Origin of the sequence: Bryocella elongata, from assembly GCF_900108185.1 — a bacterium.
Lineage (GTDB): Bacteria > Acidobacteriota > Terriglobia > Terriglobales > Acidobacteriaceae > Granulicella > Granulicella elongata.
Genome location: NZ_FNVA01000001.1, coordinates 518,937 through 536,473, shown reverse-complemented (window position 1 = coordinate 536,473; position 17,537 = coordinate 518,937). Strand labels below are relative to the sequence as shown.

At 61.6% G+C, this 17,537-nt stretch carries 14 protein-coding genes; 8 read left to right on the top strand and 6 right to left on the bottom strand.

All coding sequences use genetic code 11. The annotated features are described in order from the left end of the window. Window positions 1-19 precede the first annotated feature (19 nt). From C4S68_RS23485 to C4S68_RS02205, 8 genes are all read left to right on the top strand, one after another. Window positions 20-331, top strand: a complete 312-nt coding sequence (locus tag C4S68_RS23485; RefSeq protein ID WP_235011403.1) for an FAD binding domain-containing protein — start codon at window positions 20-22, stop codon at window positions 329-331. A 10-nt stretch (window positions 332-341) separates the two neighbouring features. Continuing rightward, window positions 342-1,355 (top strand): amidohydrolase family protein, encoded by a 1,014-nt coding sequence (locus tag C4S68_RS02240; RefSeq protein ID WP_103931386.1) that lies wholly within the window; start codon window positions 342-344, stop codon window positions 1,353-1,355. A 606-nt stretch (window positions 1,356-1,961) separates the two neighbouring features. Further along, a complete protein-coding gene (locus tag C4S68_RS02235) occupies window positions 1,962-2,969 on the top strand; it encodes a sigma-54 interaction domain-containing protein (protein WP_103931385.1) in 1,008 nt (335 codons plus the stop codon). A gap of 733 nt (window positions 2,970-3,702) precedes the next feature. Further along, entirely contained in the window at window positions 3,703-5,037 is a 1,335-nt protein-coding gene (locus C4S68_RS02225) for an OmpP1/FadL family transporter (protein ID WP_103931383.1), read from the top strand. 60 nt (window positions 5,038-5,097) lie between these two features. Further along, complete coding sequence (locus C4S68_RS02220; protein ID WP_160114963.1) at window positions 5,098-6,543, top strand: HD-GYP domain-containing protein; 1,446 nt, start codon at window positions 5,098-5,100, stop codon at window positions 6,541-6,543. Between the two features lie 95 nt (window positions 6,544-6,638). Then, the gene (locus tag C4S68_RS02215) at window positions 6,639-7,439 is read left to right on the top strand and encodes a (Fe-S)-binding protein (protein ID WP_327333374.1); all 801 of its coding nucleotides are present in this window, start codon (window positions 6,639-6,641) and stop codon (window positions 7,437-7,439) included. Next, entirely contained in the window at window positions 7,436-8,932 is a 1,497-nt protein-coding gene (locus C4S68_RS02210) for a LutB/LldF family L-lactate oxidation iron-sulfur protein (RefSeq protein WP_103931380.1), read from the top strand. The genes C4S68_RS02215 and C4S68_RS02210 overlap by 4 nt, the downstream gene beginning before the upstream one ends. Then, window positions 8,932-9,570 (top strand): LutC/YkgG family protein, encoded by a 639-nt coding sequence (locus C4S68_RS02205; RefSeq protein ID WP_103931379.1) that lies wholly within the window; start codon window positions 8,932-8,934, stop codon window positions 9,568-9,570. The genes C4S68_RS02210 and C4S68_RS02205 overlap by 1 nt, the downstream gene beginning before the upstream one ends. Before the next feature lie 104 nt (window positions 9,571-9,674). On the opposite strand, the gene C4S68_RS02200 is transcribed toward C4S68_RS02205, so the two are convergent. From C4S68_RS02200 to C4S68_RS02175, 6 genes are all read right to left on the bottom strand, one after another. Then, window positions 9,675-10,652 (bottom strand): DsbA family protein, encoded by a 978-nt coding sequence (locus C4S68_RS02200; protein WP_235011402.1) that lies wholly within the window; start codon window positions 10,650-10,652, stop codon window positions 9,675-9,677. 53 nt (window positions 10,653-10,705) lie between these two features. Next, entirely contained in the window at window positions 10,706-12,388 is a 1,683-nt protein-coding gene (locus C4S68_RS02195; RefSeq protein WP_103931378.1) for an NAD+ synthase, read from the bottom strand. A 122-nt stretch (window positions 12,389-12,510) separates the two neighbouring features. Further along, window positions 12,511-14,013 carry a sugar transferase gene (locus C4S68_RS02190; protein ID WP_103931377.1) on the bottom strand — a complete coding sequence of 501 codons (1,503 nt, stop codon included), beginning with the start codon at window positions 14,011-14,013 and terminating at the stop codon, window positions 12,511-12,513. Window positions 14,014-14,144: 131 nt separating this feature from the next. After that, window positions 14,145-15,125, bottom strand: coding sequence for an ABC transporter ATP-binding protein (locus C4S68_RS02185; protein ID WP_200821489.1), 981 nt, complete (start codon window positions 15,123-15,125; stop codon window positions 14,145-14,147). A gap of 205 nt (window positions 15,126-15,330) precedes the next feature. Beyond that, entirely contained in the window at window positions 15,331-15,975 is a 645-nt protein-coding gene (gene mobA, locus C4S68_RS02180) for a molybdenum cofactor guanylyltransferase (protein WP_103931376.1), read from the bottom strand. Between the two features lie 6 nt (window positions 15,976-15,981). Beyond that, window positions 15,982-17,385: a dipeptidase gene (locus C4S68_RS02175; RefSeq protein ID WP_103931375.1), complete on the bottom strand. Its 1,404-nt coding sequence runs from the start codon at window positions 17,383-17,385 to the stop codon at window positions 15,982-15,984. Between the last annotated feature and the right edge of the window lie 152 nt (window positions 17,386-17,537).

The window sequence follows — 17,537 nt, the reverse complement described above, 5'->3', positions numbered from 1 at the left end:
CGGCGCTACTGCGTGGTACCTGAAGGTCCGCGATCGGCACAGCTATGCCTTTGCCCTCGTCTCGGTTGCTGCCGGACTCGAACTCGAAGGTGGCGTCATTCGAAAGGCCGGCCTGGCGATGGGCGGGGTCGCCCCGATGCCCTGGAGGGTTCCCGATGCTGAGGCGAGCCTGATCGGCAGAACTCCATCGTTCGAAGCCTTTCGAGACGCCGCGGAGATCGCGATGCGAGGCGCACAGCCACTGAGCCAGAATGCCTTCAAAGTCGACTTGGGGAAACACAGCATCGTCCGCGCGCTGACCCTTGCCAGCAACGGCCCTCAGACAAAGTAAGGAGCGGAACATGCCTCTCACCATCGAACAGAACTCAGGCATCGGGGAGTCGACGAAGCTTCGACTCATCACGCTGGAAGAACACTTCACCACGCCGGGGCTCCTTCGCGCGACCCGGCCTTTTCTTCCGGCTCTCGCCACGGGGCCGGCGCTGGAAGCACGCCTCCTTGATCTCGATCAACAGCGGATCGATGCGATGGATGAGGGGGGCATCGATATTCAAGTGCTTTCCATCGCTGCCTCAGGACAGGAAAGCCTCGCGCCTTCCGACGCCACGGCACTGGTGCGCGAAGCCAACGATGCAGCCTTTGCCGCTACGGAGCGACACCCAACGCGTCTTCGCATGTTTGCCAGCCTTGCCCTGCACCAACCCGATGAGGCTGCAAAGGAACTTGAGCGCGGCGTCGAACGCCTTCGTTGCGTCGGCGCCTTTCTGAATGGGACCGAGGGAGGCACGTTCCTCGACGACCCGCGCTACTATCCCATCTTCGAAGCCGCGGAAGCACTGGATGTGCCCGTCTACATCCATCCCACGCCCCCTTCGCCGGTTGTGCGCGAAGCTTACTTCAGCAATCTGCCTGAAAAGAGCGCGTACTTCCTTTCGACCGCAGCCTGGGGCTGGCACGCTGAACTTGGGATGCACTGCCTGCGCCTCATCCTCGCCGGCACCTTTGATCGCTTTCCCCGACTGAAGGTCATCATCGGCCACATGGGAGAAGACCTTCCCTTCTCGCTCCTGCGCGCGCAGGATGGCCTCCCGCAATCAGTAACGGGCCTCGATCGGACCATCACTGAGTACTTCCTGAACCACTTCTATATCACCACCAGCGGCTACTTCACGGCCGCTCCCTTTCGCTGCGCCATGGACGTCATCGGAGCAGACCGCCTGATGTACTCGGTCGACTATCCCTATCGCACGAATCTTGCGGGGGCACGCTTTCTCCAGAGTTTGTCGATCCCTCCGGCAGACCTGCATCGAATCGCTCACGGCAATGCCGAACGCGTTCTGAAGCTCGCTTTCTAGCGGACGGCCCTGCCCTTCGATAAGACGGCAAAGACCGAGCGAATCGTCATGGCCACGAGCCCACTCGTGCGACCATCGCAAACGACATGCCATCCCATGGGCAATGGCGGCGAGCCTTCTCCCCCGTGAAAGAAGGCTGGCGAGATGATTGCATCTGACGATTCCCTCTAATAGTTACTACGCATATCTCACATCTCCGTGCGCTGCCCCATGGCGGCCTTCGCATCTGTCTGGCCGTTCGAAATCAAGTTGCCCAAATGGGTAATGCGCATTTCATTCGATCGAGGCTCGCTACACCCGCTAGGAGATGGGACGATAAAGTGACTTACTCAGCGAGCTTATGTTAAAAGCTCCCACTCTGCACTTACTGCGAATTTCCAGAAAAGAACAGCCGCAAGACGGACAAACGACGGCTCCCACGCGCCGGCTCTTCCATGCCAACATCGATCCTCTCCGTCAGTTCAACTATGGCTGCTCATACATGGATCACTCGATAGATGAGATCGACGGCTACCGCTCAATAAGATCTCATCCAGGTTACCGACTTGGGCGGCGGCCATGCGCCATCCCCGTATCGTGACACCGCACACTTCAAGAGGGAAAGACATGAGCATTCCGATAGGTTCCAGTCCTCGATTTCAGGAAGTCCTTGCGGACGTGCGGGCAGCAGCTCCTACTGAATGCTCTGTGCTGCTGCATGGCGAGACCGGCACGGGAAAAGAAGTGATCGCGAGAGCTATCCACGCGGCCAGCACACGCAGCCGCGGACCCTATGTTGCACTGAACTGCGCCGCGGTACCAGCGACCCTCTTTGAAAGTGAGCTCTTTGGGCACGAGCGCGGCGCGTTCACCGGTGCTGTCCAACAGACCACCGGCCGTATCCTCGCAGCAGACGGAGGCTCCCTCTTTCTCGACGAGATCGGCGACATGCCCCTGGATATACAACCCAAGCTCCTGCGAGCGCTTCAGGAAAAATGCTTCGAGCGACTTGGTAGCCCACGCAGCATTCGAACCAATACCCGTGTCATCGCCGCGACCAATCGCGATCTTGCGGCGATGGTCGAGAAGGGGCTCTTTCGGGCTGATCTGTTTTACCGTTTGAATGTCTTCCCCATCTCTCTTCCTCCGCTGCGAGAGCGCCGCGAAGATATTCAAGAACTATCTCTCCACTTCCTGCGCGAGTGTGCGCGAGCACAGGGAAAGACAACACTACGATTGCCGGATCCGCTGCTTCACGCGCTTCGTCAATACCATTGGCCCGGGAACATCCGCGAGCTTCAAAACTTCATCGAGCGTGCCGTCATCGTCAGTCAAGGGGACGTCCTCACGCCGCGCGAATCCGATATGCGCAAGCTCGCCCAGAAATCGCAGACCGCCGAGTCCGGGACCCTGGACGACATGGAAAAGCAATATATTCTGCGAATACTGCATGAGACGGGGTGGCTCGTGGGCGGCAGGCGCGGAGCTGCTGCAAAGCTCGGTATTCCGCGCACGACTCTGATCTCAAAGATGCATCGATTCGGGATTGCCAGGAATGCCATCGGCTTCAGATCGCATCTCCCGGTTGATCCGTTACCAGGGGCAGTCGCAGCAACCGTGATACCCGTGCAGTAAATGAGCATCGGCTTCTCCCTCTTTACTCGGCCGGGCGAAGCTCTGGATAGGGCCAGTGAAACTCCTGCTCGAAGAACTTCACCTACCTGGGAGCACGTGATTCGAAGCCCGCAGCAGCAGTAACTCGCCACGCTCCATCAGCCTAGGTTCGCCTGACGCATCATGCCTCCCCCATTTGAGTAATGCCGGGGATCCTCCATCGAGCGGCGTAACGAAGATAGGGCGCAGCAAAAAAAAGACTTGGAGCAGCCTTAGCATCTCGCGATCCATGCCGCGCTTTCTCTTGATGAGGAAGCGCGGACCGCCCGACGGCTCCTGGGGAGCGCATTGCGATGCTGCGCAGCCCTCTCCGGTGGTCTGTTCCTGCCCCGCATCCAAACCGTGCTACCTCGGCCTGCGCCACTTCCGGTGATCCTCGATTTTGCTCTGGCGAAGGTTGTCGCGTTCACAGCAACGCCTCGGTCGCTGATTCGCCGGAACTTGCATCGTGGAGGACGATGCTTTGTTGACCGGCTCAACAGGGGCGTTCTCCCACTTCCGTAACCGTATAAGGTTCCCCCGATAGGACACCCGCTGACTCCGATGGGCCATGGAGTCTTCGTGATATCACCCCAAATATCGTTAGAGGGACTAAGCCGCGCTCTCCGGTCCCATTCAAAGTGATTCGCTGCGAGCGGTATGCCGAGCCCACTTCCTGCCGGAAGGCGGAAAGCCCGCGTCGCGAAGGGAACACATGATGAGCATCCGTCGTCTTGCAGCATTGTCTTTCGTCTTGCTAGCGGCAATTGGGGCAGTGAGCCTTCCCGTCTGGAGTCAGTCCTCATCCCTGGGCCACGGTCTCAGTGCCGCAGCGGAGGCACGCGGTGGTGCCCAGGTCGCCGACCAGGGCAGCCCCATCGACGCCATTGAGAGCAATCCCGCCGGTCTTACCGGTATTCATGTCCCAGTACTGGAGGGCGGAGCCATCGGAGTCTTCGGCTCCGGCTCATTCCAGAACTCCGCCAACACGAACGGGCGCATGTCCGGCGTGGTCGGTGCGATGCCTTACGGCGCGTTCGTAAGACCGGTGGGGGATCATGGCTGGGACGTCTCCGTTGGATTTACCCCTGAGATCCTGATGCGTGCCAACTGGCGCTATGTCGATGCCCCGGGCACCGCCGGCGTGAGCTACGGCCTGCAGACCAATGAGGACGAGATCATCGCCGTGCGCACCTCTGTCGGTGTGGCGCATACCTTCGGGCCGAAGTGGTCTGCCGGAGCTGTGCTCGGTGTCGTCTACAACCAGAACAATCTCAACGCGCCCTATATCTTCCAGCAACAGCCGCAACTGGCCGGGTTGAAGGTGCTGCTCGATCTTGGCACCCACGGCTACGGCTGGAACGGCAACGCCGGTGTCCAATGGCAGCCCAATTCGCGGCTGCGCGTGGGTCTCGCCTGGAAGAGCGAAACGACGATCCATACGCATGGTGACGCCAACGGCTCGGCTTCGGCGCTCTTCACCGCGCTGGGCGTCTCCGCAGACCCCACCTTCCACTACCAGGCGCAGGTGCTCAACAAACTGCCCCAGGCCTTCGATACGGGATTCGCCTGGCGTCAGAGTCCGAGGCTCCTGTGGCAGGCGGAGGGTGATTTCGTCGTCTGGGGTCAGGCGTTTCAGCAACTCCCGGTGGCGTTAACCGGAGGCACCAACGCAGTCATCAACAGCGTCGTGGGCAGCAGCACCCTTCTGGATGCCGTACCTCTGTACTGGAACAATCAGACAGCCCTGCACATTGGAGTCGAGTCGCCGATAAGCGAGAGCACGACGCTTCGCGCCGGATACAGCTTCATGACCAACCCCGTGCCCTCCTCGACGCTGCTGCCCATGACGGCGGCAATCCTGCAGAACTCTCTGGGCGTCGGTGGCGGTTGGACGCATGGTCGTCTGCGCACTGACCTCGCCTATTCACTGCAGTTCCCCGCCTCGGAGTCAGTCGGCAAGAGCGGCATCCTCTCCACCGAGTACGACAACAGCAAGGTCCGGCTGCTGCTGCAGTCGGTAACCCTCACCACGCGTTACAGCTTCTAGAACGCACGAAAGGCCTAGAACGACATGCGGCAGCCGACTTCAGCGGTCCTCAAAATGGAGGTGACCAAGGATCCAACGCTCCAGGAGATCCTCGTCGCACTCTCGTTTGCATTGGATCTGACCGAAGGCGCGGTCCCGGGCCACGCGATCCGTTGCAGCCTGCTTGGCATGCGCATCGCGCTGGAGGCTGGCGTCTCCCGTTATGACCTGCCGGATCTCTACCATGCCTCACTGCTGAAGGATGTCGGTTGCAGCAGCAACTCGGCGCGTTTCTGCGCCATCGTCGGCGGCGACGATCGCGCCATCAAGGCCGGAGCTAAGCTCAGCGACTGGACGAAATCGATCCAGGATCCGGCCACGATGAAGATGCTCTGGAAGGAGGTTCTTCCCGGAGCGCCCGCCTGGCGCAAAGCCGCACGGCTCGCCAGGATGGCGATCACGCAGCAGACCAACAATCGCCAGGTCATCGAGATCCGCTGTGACCGCGGAGCGACGATCGTGCGCAAGCTCGGCCTGCCCAACCCGGTCGTGCTCGGTGTGCGGCACCTCGACGAGCACTGGGACGGTGGCGGATATCCCGACGGACTCAAAAAGCACGACATCCCGCTGATCTCGCGACTGATGCTCGTGGCCCAGCATCTCGACGCATTTGGCATGGAGCGCGGCGAGCAGGCTGCGATCGATTCGCTGAAGGAGCGCGCCGGCCGCTGGTATGATCCCTCACTGGTGCGGGCCGCCCAATCGCTCCACAAACGCGACTGGCTCTTCCAGCACTGCCGCGCCAGCGATCCTATCGAGCAGGCCAAGGCCGCGATCCTGCAAGCGCATCCCGGAGGCCAGACCATCCTCTCCGCCCCGGACATCGACAACCTCTGCGAGACCTTCGCCTGGGTCGTGGATGCAAAGTCGCCGTTTACCTTCCGGCACTCCGTCGGAGTCATGGACGCGGCCATGGCCATCGGCAACACCCTGGGCCTCAGCCCGCAACGTATGCAGGTGCTCCGCCGCGCGGCCCTGCTCCACGACGTCGGCAAGCTGGGCATCTCGAACACCATCCTCGACAAGCCCACCAGGCTGACCGACGAGGAGTTCACGCTGGTCAAGTCCCACCCCCGCATGAGCCAGGAGATCCTCGGCCACATCGACGCGTTCCAGGAGATCGCGGTGCTCGCGGGGGAGCATCACGAAAAGCTCGATGGCAGCGGCTACCCCAACCGGCTCCGCGCCGAAGACCTCTCCCTCGAATCGCGCCTCCTGGCCGTGGCGGACATCTACGGTGCTCTCTCCGAAGACCGGCCCTATCGCGCAGGCCTTTCGCCCGCGCAGATCCAGGGCATCATGGATCGCGACATCCCGATGAAGCTGGACCCGGTCTGCTATGACGCGCTGCGCTCGGTGATGGACGACCTGGCCGCCGCCAACCGGACCATCCAGCACATACCCGACACGTCCTGGTCCCCGGAACAGGGAGCCTACACGGACAACTACAGCGAAGCCTACATCTAGCGGTGCCGCCCGAAGCGTGCGCTCAACGCACATCGAGGCTGCGTCCGCCGCCATGCGGCTGATACCCTCTGAGTGCAAGCCCCGCGCAGTCAGCTCTGGTCTCCGGCCTGACTGCGCGCGGGTACTTCAACGGGAGGCCTACTCCGCTGCGCATCGCGCTCTTCGTCGCCTGCTACAACGACACGCTCTTTCCGCAGACGGGCATCGCCGTCACAGAGCTGCTGGAGCGCCTCGGCCACACCGTCGAGTTCCCTCTCGCGCAGACCTGCTGCGGCCAGATGCACTACAACACCGGCTATCACGGTGAGGCCGTCCCACTCGTGCGGCGCTTCGTCGAGCTCTTCCGCGACGCCGAGACCGTCTGCGTGCCTTCCGCCTCCTGCGTCGCGATGATGCGCGAACACTACGAGCTGATCGCGCGCAACGAAGACGATCCCAGGCTGCTCGCCGAGGTCCAGGCCCTGCTGCCACGTGTCTTCGAGTTCAGCGAGCTGCTGACGAAGAAGCTCAAGGTCACCGACGTGGGCGCGCACTTCCCGCACAGCGTCACCTACCATCCCTCCTGCCATTCGCTGCGCATGCTCAACATCCGCGAAGAGCCTTTGACGCTGCTACGAGCCGTAGACGGCCTCAACCTGATCGAGCTGCCTAATCGCGAGCAATGCTGCGGCTTCGGTGGCACCTTCGCGGTGAAGAACATGGACGTCTCCACCGCCATGCTCGCCGAGAAGAAGGCCTGCGTCATCGAGACGAAGGCCGACGTCGTCACCTCACTCGACAATAGCTGCCTGATGAACATCTGGGGCGGCCTGCATCGCGACGGCTCCAGCGTGCGGACGGTACACATCGCCGAGATCCTCAACTCTGTCAAAGGACTCGCTGGAGGCAACGCATGAGCATCCGTGTCGGCAAGGCCGCCAAGGCTCCCGCCTTCCCCATCGCCGCGCACAAGGCGCTCGAAAACAACCAGCTCCGCGCCAACGTCCGCCGCGCAACAACGACCATCCGCAACAAGCGCGCCCTGCGCGTGGAAGAGATGCCCGACTGGGAGTCGCTGCGCTCCGCAGGCGCTGCCATCAAGCAGCACACCCTCGCGCACCTCGATCATTATCTGGAAGAGTTCGTCCGTAACTGCGAGCGAGCCGGCGGCAAGGTGCACTGGGCCCGCGACGCCGATGAAGCCAACTCCATCGCGATCAACCTCATCCGCACCTATACTCCAAAGGATTCGACGGCGCCCGTAGAGGTCATCAAGGTCAAGACCATGACCTCCGATGAGATCCAGATGAACCACGCCCTGGAGCGCGAAGGCATCGTGCCCATCGAGACCGACCTCGCCGACATGATTGTGCAGCTCGGCAAGGATGAGCCCTCGCACATCGTCGTTCCCGCGCTGCACAAGAACCGCACCGAGATCCGCGACATATTTCGAGCCTCCATGGCTCAACCTGAATTAACAGACCAGCCGGAGGACCTCACCGCCGCCGCCCGCAAGTATCTCCGCGAGCGATTCCTGCGCACGAAGATCGCCGTCAGCGGCGCCAACTTCGCCATCGCCGACACCGGCTCGGTCTGCGTCGTCGAGAGCGAAGGCAACGGCCGCATGTGCCTCACGCTGCCCGAGGTGCTCATCACCCTCGTCGGCATCGAGAAGGTCATCCCCAGCTTCGGCGATCTCGAAGTCTTCCTGCAGACGCTTCCCCGGTCGGCCACCGGCGAGCGCATGAACCCGTACAACTCCCTCTGGACCGGCGTCACACCCGGCGATGGACCGCAGCACTTCCACGTCATCCTGCTCGACAACGGCCGCACCAAGCTGCTCGAAGACGAGATGGAGCGCGAGACCCTGCAGTGCATCCGCTGCGCCGCGTGCCTCAACGCATGCCCGGTCTATCGCGAAACCGGCGGCCACGCCTACGGTTCCATCTACTCCGGTCCCATCGGCGCGATCCTGTCGCCTCAGCTACAGAGCCTCGAGCACTCACGCTCGCTGCCCTACGCCTCCACACTCTGCGGCGCCTGCTACGAAGTCTGCCCGGTGAAGATCAACATTCCCGAGGTGCTCATCCACCTGCGTGGGCGCGTCGTGCGCGAAGACCAGAAGACCCTCAAAGGCAAGCTGGGCGTAGAGAACATCGCCATGCAGGCGGCAGCCACCATCTTCCGCAGCGAGCGCCGTTACGAGGCCTCGCAACGCCTCGCACGCATCGGGCAACTCGCCTTCGAGCGCAAGGGCCTGCTCACCAACCTGCCCGGCATGGCCGGCGGCTGGACTGCCACACGCGACCTCAAGCCCATCCCCTCGCATAGCTTCCGCGACTGGTGGAAGTCCCGCAACAACACTACGTGGTCGCCGAAGAGCAACATGAGTCAGGGAGGCGCGAACTGATGACTGCCCGCGAAGAGATCCTCGCCCGCATCCAGGGCGCATTGCATGTGCGGGCCTCCGACCCCGCCAACGGTCATGGCAAGATCGAGCGCACCTACACACGCACGACCTCCATGAACGAGCACGAGACCATCGAACTGTTCATCGATCGCCTCGTCGACTACGACACCGAAGTGATCCAGGTCGCCTCTGATTCAGAGATCGCAGGCGCCGTCGCGCAGTCGATGACCAAGGCGCAGGAGACAGCGCTGCTAGCCCCCGCAGGCTTCCCGCAGGAGTGGCTGCCCACAAGCATCGCGATCACCTTAGACGAGAACCTCTCGCATGTAACACTCGATGCCGAAAAGACGGTCATCACCACCTGTGAGGCTGCGGTCGCCTCCACCGGCACGATCTTCCTCGTGCATGGGGGCACGCAGGGACGTCGCGTGATCACGTTGCTCCCCGATCACCACATCTGCATTGTGCGTCGCAGCCAGGTCTACAGCGTGCTTCCCGAAGCACTCGCTGCGGTCACAGCCAACGCGACGAAGCCCATCACCACAATCTCCGGACCTTCGGCCACCAGTGACATCGAGATGGTGCGCATCCGCGGCGTACACGGGCCACGCAGCCTGACGGTGATCCTGGTCTCTTAGAAGAGCGTTAAGTGAAAAGTGGTAAGTGAAAAGTGAAAGGCTTCGTGCCCAGCACTTGTCACCCACCACTTGTCACCCACCACTTATCACTTTCCACGGCTCTTCTACTTCAACGTCGAGAGCGAAGGTTGCAGCGGCAGGTCGATACCGTCCTGTTTCGCCTGCCAGACGATCATCCTCTTCAGCGTCTCGTACGGAATCGCTGTCACCGGCAACAGGTGACCGTTCACTGCCAGCATCGGGGTCTGATCGACACCGAGATCGTCGGAGAGCTTCGTCGAAGCTTTGATTTCGGCCGCGATCTCCGGCGTCTTCGCGCAAGCGGCAGCAGCGACAGGATCGCCACCAGCAGCCGCCACAGCCGTCGCAAGAGTCTGATCTACCAGCTGCGGTGTCAGCGAATCCTGCTTGGTGAATACGGTGTTGGCATAGGTGAAGAAAGCTTCATCACCCTTCGCCTTGCGCACGCAGAGGCCTTCCGCGGCCGCGCGAAACGCATACGGATGAATCTCCAGCGGGAGATTCTCAAAGACAATGTGAGCCTGCGGGAAGTCGCTCGCCAGGTTGTTCATCGTGTCCTGGGCATCCTTGCAGTGCGGGCACTGCAGGTCGGCGAACTCGACAAGCTCAAGCTCCTTGGACTTCGCGCCTCGTGCCGGACCGGTTGCCTGCTCCATCAGCACCTTGCGATTGTCGGCCCAGGGCTTGGAGCCAAACTCAACCACCTGACCGGCGAACGCGTGCTTTCCATCAGGAAGCGTATAGAAGTCCGACTGCTGAACCTTGCCGGGCTGTGACTTATCGCCGACGAGAACGACAACCTTCGCCACACCCGGCGCCGTCGTCTTCAGGACAGCAGCCACGCTCCAGATGCGGTTCTCGTCATAACCCCACAGAGCTTTGAGGAAGTCATTGACCTCATCGCGAGATGGCGAGGCGACCGTAAAGTTCTTCGGGTTCGGCTCCGGAAACGTCGTCGTCGCAGCGCCGGGCTGCGGAGTCGGGGCAACGGGAGTCTGCGCCAGAGTTACACCACACGCGGAGATCGCCATTGCCATCGCCATTGTTGCTCGCCACATCATCTTCACTCGGTTGCTCTCTCCTGGGCCGCTTTGCTCCGGCCTTCGAACTACATTCAAACTTCGCGGCGAGCCGCAATCGGAAACCTGCGGCCCATGCCGAACGACTTCCTCGAAACCTTGAGGACAGGCGCAGCCTGCTGCCGCTTGTACTCGCTGATCTCCACCAGGCGAATCACCCGGCGAACAAGCTCCAGGTCCACATGCTGCGCTGCAGCGATCTCTTCCGCGCCTGCGTAGTCTTCAATGTACGCGCGCAGGATCGGATCGAGCACCTCATACGGTGGCAGCGAGTCTGTGTCCTTCTGCCCCGGCCGCAGCTCGGCCGAAGGAGGCTTGGTAATCGTGTCCTCGGGGATCACCTCGTGCTCACGATTGAGCCAGCGTGCGATGCGATAGACCTCTGTCTTGTAGACGTCCGCAATCACCGCCAGGGCTCCGACCATGTCGCCATAAAGCGTGCAATAGCCGCAAGCCATCTCGCTCTTGTTGCCGGTGGTCAGCACCAGCGCTCCCGTCTTGTTGCTTACGCCCATCAACAACGCACCACGCACACGCGGCTGGATGTTCTCCTCCGCAAGCCCGAAGTTCGTGCCCGCAAAGAACGGCTCCAGCACGTCCGTGAACTGCGTGAAGATCTGCTTGATGGGTAAGACGGTGAAAGCGATGTCCAGGTTCTTCGCCAGCTTTTCCGCATCTGTGATGGAACCCGTGGACGAGAACTCGCTGGGCATGCCGATGCCCTGCACGTTCTCCTTGCCCAATGCCGCGACAGCAACCGCCGCCACAATCGCAGAGTCGATGCCACCGCTGAGGCCGATGACGGCCTTCGAAAAGCCGCACTTGCGCACGTAGTCCCGCGTGCCCAGCACCAGCGCATTCCAGGTGCGCTCGGTCTCGATATCGGCTCCGTGCTCCAGGGGCAAAGCCTGCGTATCCGCAACCGTATCGAAGACCACGAGATCCTCGGCAAAGCTCTTCGCGGTCCGAACAACTTCGCCTTCGGCGTTCACCGCAAACGAGCTTCCGTCGAAGACCAGGCTATCGTTGGCGCCAACCTGGTTCACCATCACCATGGCCGCGTGATGCCGCTTGGCTAGCGCGCCGATCATCCGCTGCCGCACCTCGACCTTGCCATGCCAGTACGGTGACGCGGAGATGTTCACGATGAGCCGATCGTCGCTCAAAGGCTGTGGCAGCGCACCCCACTGCTTCATCAGATCCTCTACGGGATCGATCCTGTAGGTCTGACGCGGCCAGAACATCTTGTCGTTCCAGGCGTCTTCGCAGATCGTAATCGCAACCGCATGCCCCTTGATGACCGTGAGCGACTGGCGCTCCGCAGGTTCGAAGTAACGCTGCTCGTCAAAGACGTCGTAAAACGGCAATAGCCGCTTCTGCTGCACGAAGCGAACATCCCCGCCCTCAAGCACCGCAGCTACATTCCGTGCGCCCTTGGCCCCGGGCGTATCGCAGCGCATGGGGGAGCCAATGAGCACCGCTGGACGCGAAGGCCCGCGCGTCAGCTCAGCGACCTGCGCCAGCGTCTCTTCACTTCGCTGCAGGAAGACCTCTTTTTCCAGCAGGTCGGCAGGAAAATAGCCACAAGTTGCGAGCTCGGGAAACATCACGAGTTCCGCACCGAGCGCCGCCGCGCGCTCGATGTACTCCGAGATCTTGGTCAGGTTGCCGGAGAAGTCGCCAACCGTAGGGTTGATTTGCGCCAGAGCGATCCGCACCACTTCAGTTTACCCGGTCGTGAGAACAACCGCAGGTCTGACGCCTCCCCTAAAGCAGCGCGGACAAAGAAAGGGCGCAGCGAAGACTCGCAACGGCCGATAATGCGACTGCCCCAATACCTCTAGCTTCCTGTTCCACCAAGAACCACGGTGACCGTGCGAGCCAGGATGCGCAGATCGAGCCACAGGTTCCAGTTCTCAACGTAAGCCGTGTCGAGCGAAATGTAGCTGTCAAACGAAGGATCCTGCCGTGCCTCCACCTGCCACAGGCCCGTGATGCCAGGCAGCACGTCGAGCCGGCGAAGGTGCTCCACGTCATACTGCTCGACCTCGCTCGCAAGCGGTGGACGTGGTCCAACCAGGCTCATATCTCCCAGGAGCACGTTGAAGAACTGCGGCAGTTCATCCAGCGAATACTTCCGCAGCTTCGCGCCGATCTTCGTGATGCGCGGATCGTTGGACATCTTGAAGAGGATGCCATCCCGTTCGTTCTGCTTCATCAGGTCGGCTTTCAGCTTGTCCGCATTCATCACCATGGTGCGGAACTTGTAACAGCTGAAGTGGCGTCCTTTCCGTCCGATGCGAGCAGCTTTGTAAAAAACGGGCCCCTTCGAGTCGCGCTTGATGATGACTGCGATCGCCAGCATCACGGGGGCAACCGCAGTCAACGCTGCACCCGACAGGATCACATCCATGATGCGCTTCAGAATGAAGGCCCCGCGTGGGAAGTCGCGGCGGTGCAGCGGGATCGTGGGAAACTGCCCAACGTACTCAATCGGAGCGTTCCATGCGAGGCCATCGTAAAGATCCGGAACGACGCGAACATCGATGCCCGTAGCGCGCGCATCCTCAACGACCGTCAACACGGTCTGCTTATCAGCCGGCGTCGAAAAGTAAATCTCGTCGACAAACAGCGACCGCGCGAGAGCCACACAGTGTTCTACGTCGCCCAGTACCTGCTGCTGCGGCCCGTCCTCGCTTTTGTCCAGTGAGATAAACCCCTTGAAGCGAAAGCCCATATGAGGAAGCGATTCCAGGTGGTTCCGGAGTGCGTGCCCAACGCGACCGTTGCCCACGATGAGCACATTCCGAACTTCTTTGCCCTGGAGGTAGCGGCGCTCCCGCACCCTGCGCCATACTGCCCTGCGCCCCACCAGCATGATGCCCGTAAGGAATACCGTGATCACCACCACGACACGCGAAACAGCCGACATCTTCGTGAGATAGAGAGTCCCGCAAATCAGCAGCCCTGCGGTAAGCGTGGCTTGCAGCGTAAGGCGAGCTTCACTGAGCCCGCTCCGCGTCTCTGTCGCTCTGTACAGGCCATAGACGCGCGCGAAAATAAGCAGGTACACCCCAAAGATAAAGAGAAAGACCAGCGAGCCGAGGGGGGCGGCGCGCTCCAGATGCCGCAGGATGACACGGTTCGAGTCAGGAGTCGTGGGAGGGAGATAGACGCGAAACGCGATCAGCCCGGCAATGATGACGCTGAGAAAATCCAGCGTGGCCCAAATCAGATTCCCAACGGGCAGAGAGTCCAAAGTGCTGGAACGACGCGCACTTCCGCCGGCTCTTCGCCGCACATTCGAAACCACAACTTGCTCCAGATAGTCCGGTGTCGTCATCCAGGTCGTCCAGAATTCATGAGTTCGTTCTGTGCTCTGCGTCCTTGGAGAATCAATCGAGGGGGTTTCTGTAGTGTAGCCTTCTCCGCACCCGCATCCTAGCAAATTTGCAAGCGTTGCAATATCTAGACTTACAGAGCTTTTTCCACCGGCGCCTCGGGCATCGGCCGCCCCGGGAGCACAAGCTCATCCATGGCGAGGAACTCGCAGAGGATGGGGTCGTCGCTGGCCCGCATCTCCTCCATGGTTCCAAAGAATCTGGCACGCCCCTCATGCAGAAAAACCACCCGATCGGCCAGCTTCTCCGCGAAACGCATATCGTGTGTGACAACGATGCTCGTGAGATGCAGCTGCGTCTTCAGCCGTTGGATCAGCTCGCACAGCAGATTGCCCATGAGCGGGTCGACCATCGTCGTCGGCTCGTCGTACAGAACGGCGCTGGGCTGAGCTGCGAGCGCCCTCGCAATCGCCACCGACCGCTTCATCCCCGTGGACAGGTCCGACGGCAGATGATCCTCCATGCCGGCGACACCCACCATCTCCAGCAAGCCACGGACCACCAGCAGGATCTGGTCCTCGCGCATGTCCCCCCGCTCGCGCAGGGGAAACGCGACATTTTCTCCAACCGTGATCGAATCGAACAGCGCCCCGCTCTGGAAGACCATCGTCACTTTCTGCCGAACCTGCTGCATCTCCCGTTCGGTCAGACCAGCGATCTCCTGTCCTGCGACGAGAACCGTTCCGCTGTCCGGCTTCAGAAAGCCCATGATGATCTGTAGCGAGACGCTCTTCCCAACCCCGCTTCGCCCCAGGATGCATAAGGTCTCCCCAGGATTGACGAAGAAGCTGACATCCTTGAGTACGACAAAGTCGCCAAACGACTTGCATACATGCTGGAACGAGATGTAAGGTCCAACCTCCGCAGTCGCGAAGGACGCCCCTTCCAGACCGGCCGTGCCTGAAAATTGCGAGTCGTCCGCGACGGCAGCGCTCTCGGCCTCGTTCGCCAGGGCCGTCTCGGCCATGAACTCCTCGACGGCTGGAGCCAGGTCCGGCGATACGTTCTCGACCAGCGGCTCAATCTCCGCTTCCATGCGCTCCAGCGCCGTCATCTCGTCGCCCGGAAGCCCGTGAGTGTCCGCGACGCGCTTCTCCAACTGCGCATCGCTGGTCAAAGGGTCGCCCGGATGCATGGGGTCCTGGTGCGGGTCCGGCCGATTCGGATCTTCTTCGTGTGCCGCCATGAATCAAGTATCCCCGAGGTTTGTGACAGGGGGAATAGCCTCGTCATCAAACTGATATCAATGGTTCTGATTGCTATTGATTCTGCTGACCGAGACGGGTTGCCAGGGAATTCCAGTCTTCCGGCGTATTGATGTTGGCGAAGACGTTAGCGACCTCGGTCGACGTCCATCCACGGGTACAAGGGAGCGTCTCTGCCTCGACCGCCAGCAGCGATCCCGGCCCAAGCATCACGTCGAGCCGAAGCCACAGCCGCAAAAGCCGCAGCTCCCCTGCCCCGACCATCTCCCCGATCCGAGCTCCCAGTTCCTTCCGAAGCAGGATGAACGCTGGCTGTACCTGCCCGACGACGCTCAGGTAGCTCCCCTTCGCCTCCGTCCGCAGCACCAGCTCTGCCCACTGCTGCAGCAGCTCCACGGGAACGATCGGAGCGTCGACCGGCACAAACAACGCCCAGGGCTGGGTGCTGGCGGAAAGCCCAGCCTCGACGGCGGCAGCCGGCCCCAGTCCGGGCCGGAGATCCGGCACCACCCTCGCCAGGCCGGACAGATCCTCACGGCTGCCGGCAACCGCAACCTCGGCGCAGAACTCCCGCAGCTTTCCGATGGCGATCTCCGTCAGCGTCCGGCCATCGAGTTCGAGCAGCGCCTTGTCCCGACCCATGCGGGAGCTTCTCCCTCCGGCAAGGACAAATCCCGTGATCGGAAGGAGTTCCAGCATTGCGATCTAGACCTTTCCTACAATCTCGAAGAACCGCACGATGGACTCAATGCCCTTGTGAAAGTTGGCGATGTGGAACTTCTCGTTCGGAGCATGCAGATTATCGTCCGGTAGGCCAAAGCCCATCAGGACTGCCGGAATACCAAGCTGACGCACGAAGTCCCCAACAATCGGAATCGACCCGCCGCCGCGAACGTAGACCGTCTTCTTGCCCCAGACCTCCTCCATCGCCTCAGCCGCAGCGTGGATGTACGAGTTATCCGTCGAGATCACGATCGGTTCGCCCGAGTGGATCAACCGCACCTCCGCCTGGATGCCGCGCGGCGTGATCAACTCCACGAAGGCCTTGTACTTCGCGAACGTCGCCTCCGGCTTCATCCCCGGGACGAGGCGGAAGCTCACCTTCGCCGTTGCCTTCGCAGGAATGACCGTCTTCGCGCCGGCGCCCGTGAAGCCACCCACCACACCATGCACATCCATCGTGGGCCGCGACCACGTCCGCTCCAGTACCGAGAATGCCTGCTCGCCATCGAGCGCCGTCGAGCCGACCTCCGTCTTGCGGTAGTGCTCCTCATCGAACGGCAGCGAACGCCACGCCGTCAGCTCGGCCTTACTGGGGCTCTCAATGCCGTCGTAGAAGCCTGGAATCGCGATGTGACCGTCGCTGCGTTTCATCTGCGCGATCATCTGCGCCAGTGCCACGAACGGGTTCGGCGCAGCACCGCCGTACATACCCGAGTGCAGGTCGGTCATCGGGCCGCGCACCTCGAGCTCGGTATAGATCATGCCACGCAGGCCAACGCACAAGGTCGGGAGATCGGGAGCGAACATCTCGGTGTCGCTCACCAGCGCTGCGTCCGCCTTCAACAGGCCGCCGTGGTGGCCGACGAAAGAGGCAATCCCCTCGCCGCCAACCTCTTCCTCGCCCTCCACAATCACGCGGATGTTGACCGGCAGGCTGCCCGTCCCCTTCAGCAGCGACTCGAGCGCCTTCACGTGCATCCACATCTGGCCCTTGTCGTCGACCGCGCCACGAGCGTAGATGTTGCCATCCCGCTCGGTAGGCTCGAACGGCGGGGAGTTCCACTCGTCCAGAGGATCGGGCGGCTGCACATCGTAGTGGCCGTAGCAGAGGATCGTGGGCTTGTCCGCACCCGCATGCAGCCAGTCCGCGTAGACCAGGGGATGCGCATGGCCGCTCGCGCGGGGCACAGCGCTATCCGTTTCGATCAGGTGCACATGCTCCAGACCGGCCGACCGCAGGCCCTCCGCAACAAACTCAGCGGCACGACGAACATCGCCGGCCCGCTCCGGGTCCGTGGAGATCGAAGGAATGCGCAACAGGTCCTTCAGTTCCTCGATAAACCGCTCTCCATGCTCGTTGGCGTAGGCCACTGCAACATCACTCATCGTCAGCCAGATTCCTCTCTCGCCTGCCTCTCGACCGGGGTTCGCCGGGCAGCATCAGCTCGTTCCCTACGAGAATACTCGCGGGAGGAAGAATCGTCTGTGTTCAGTCTGCGTCTTAATAGGAATCCCGAAAGCGCCACACCATCGGGGGT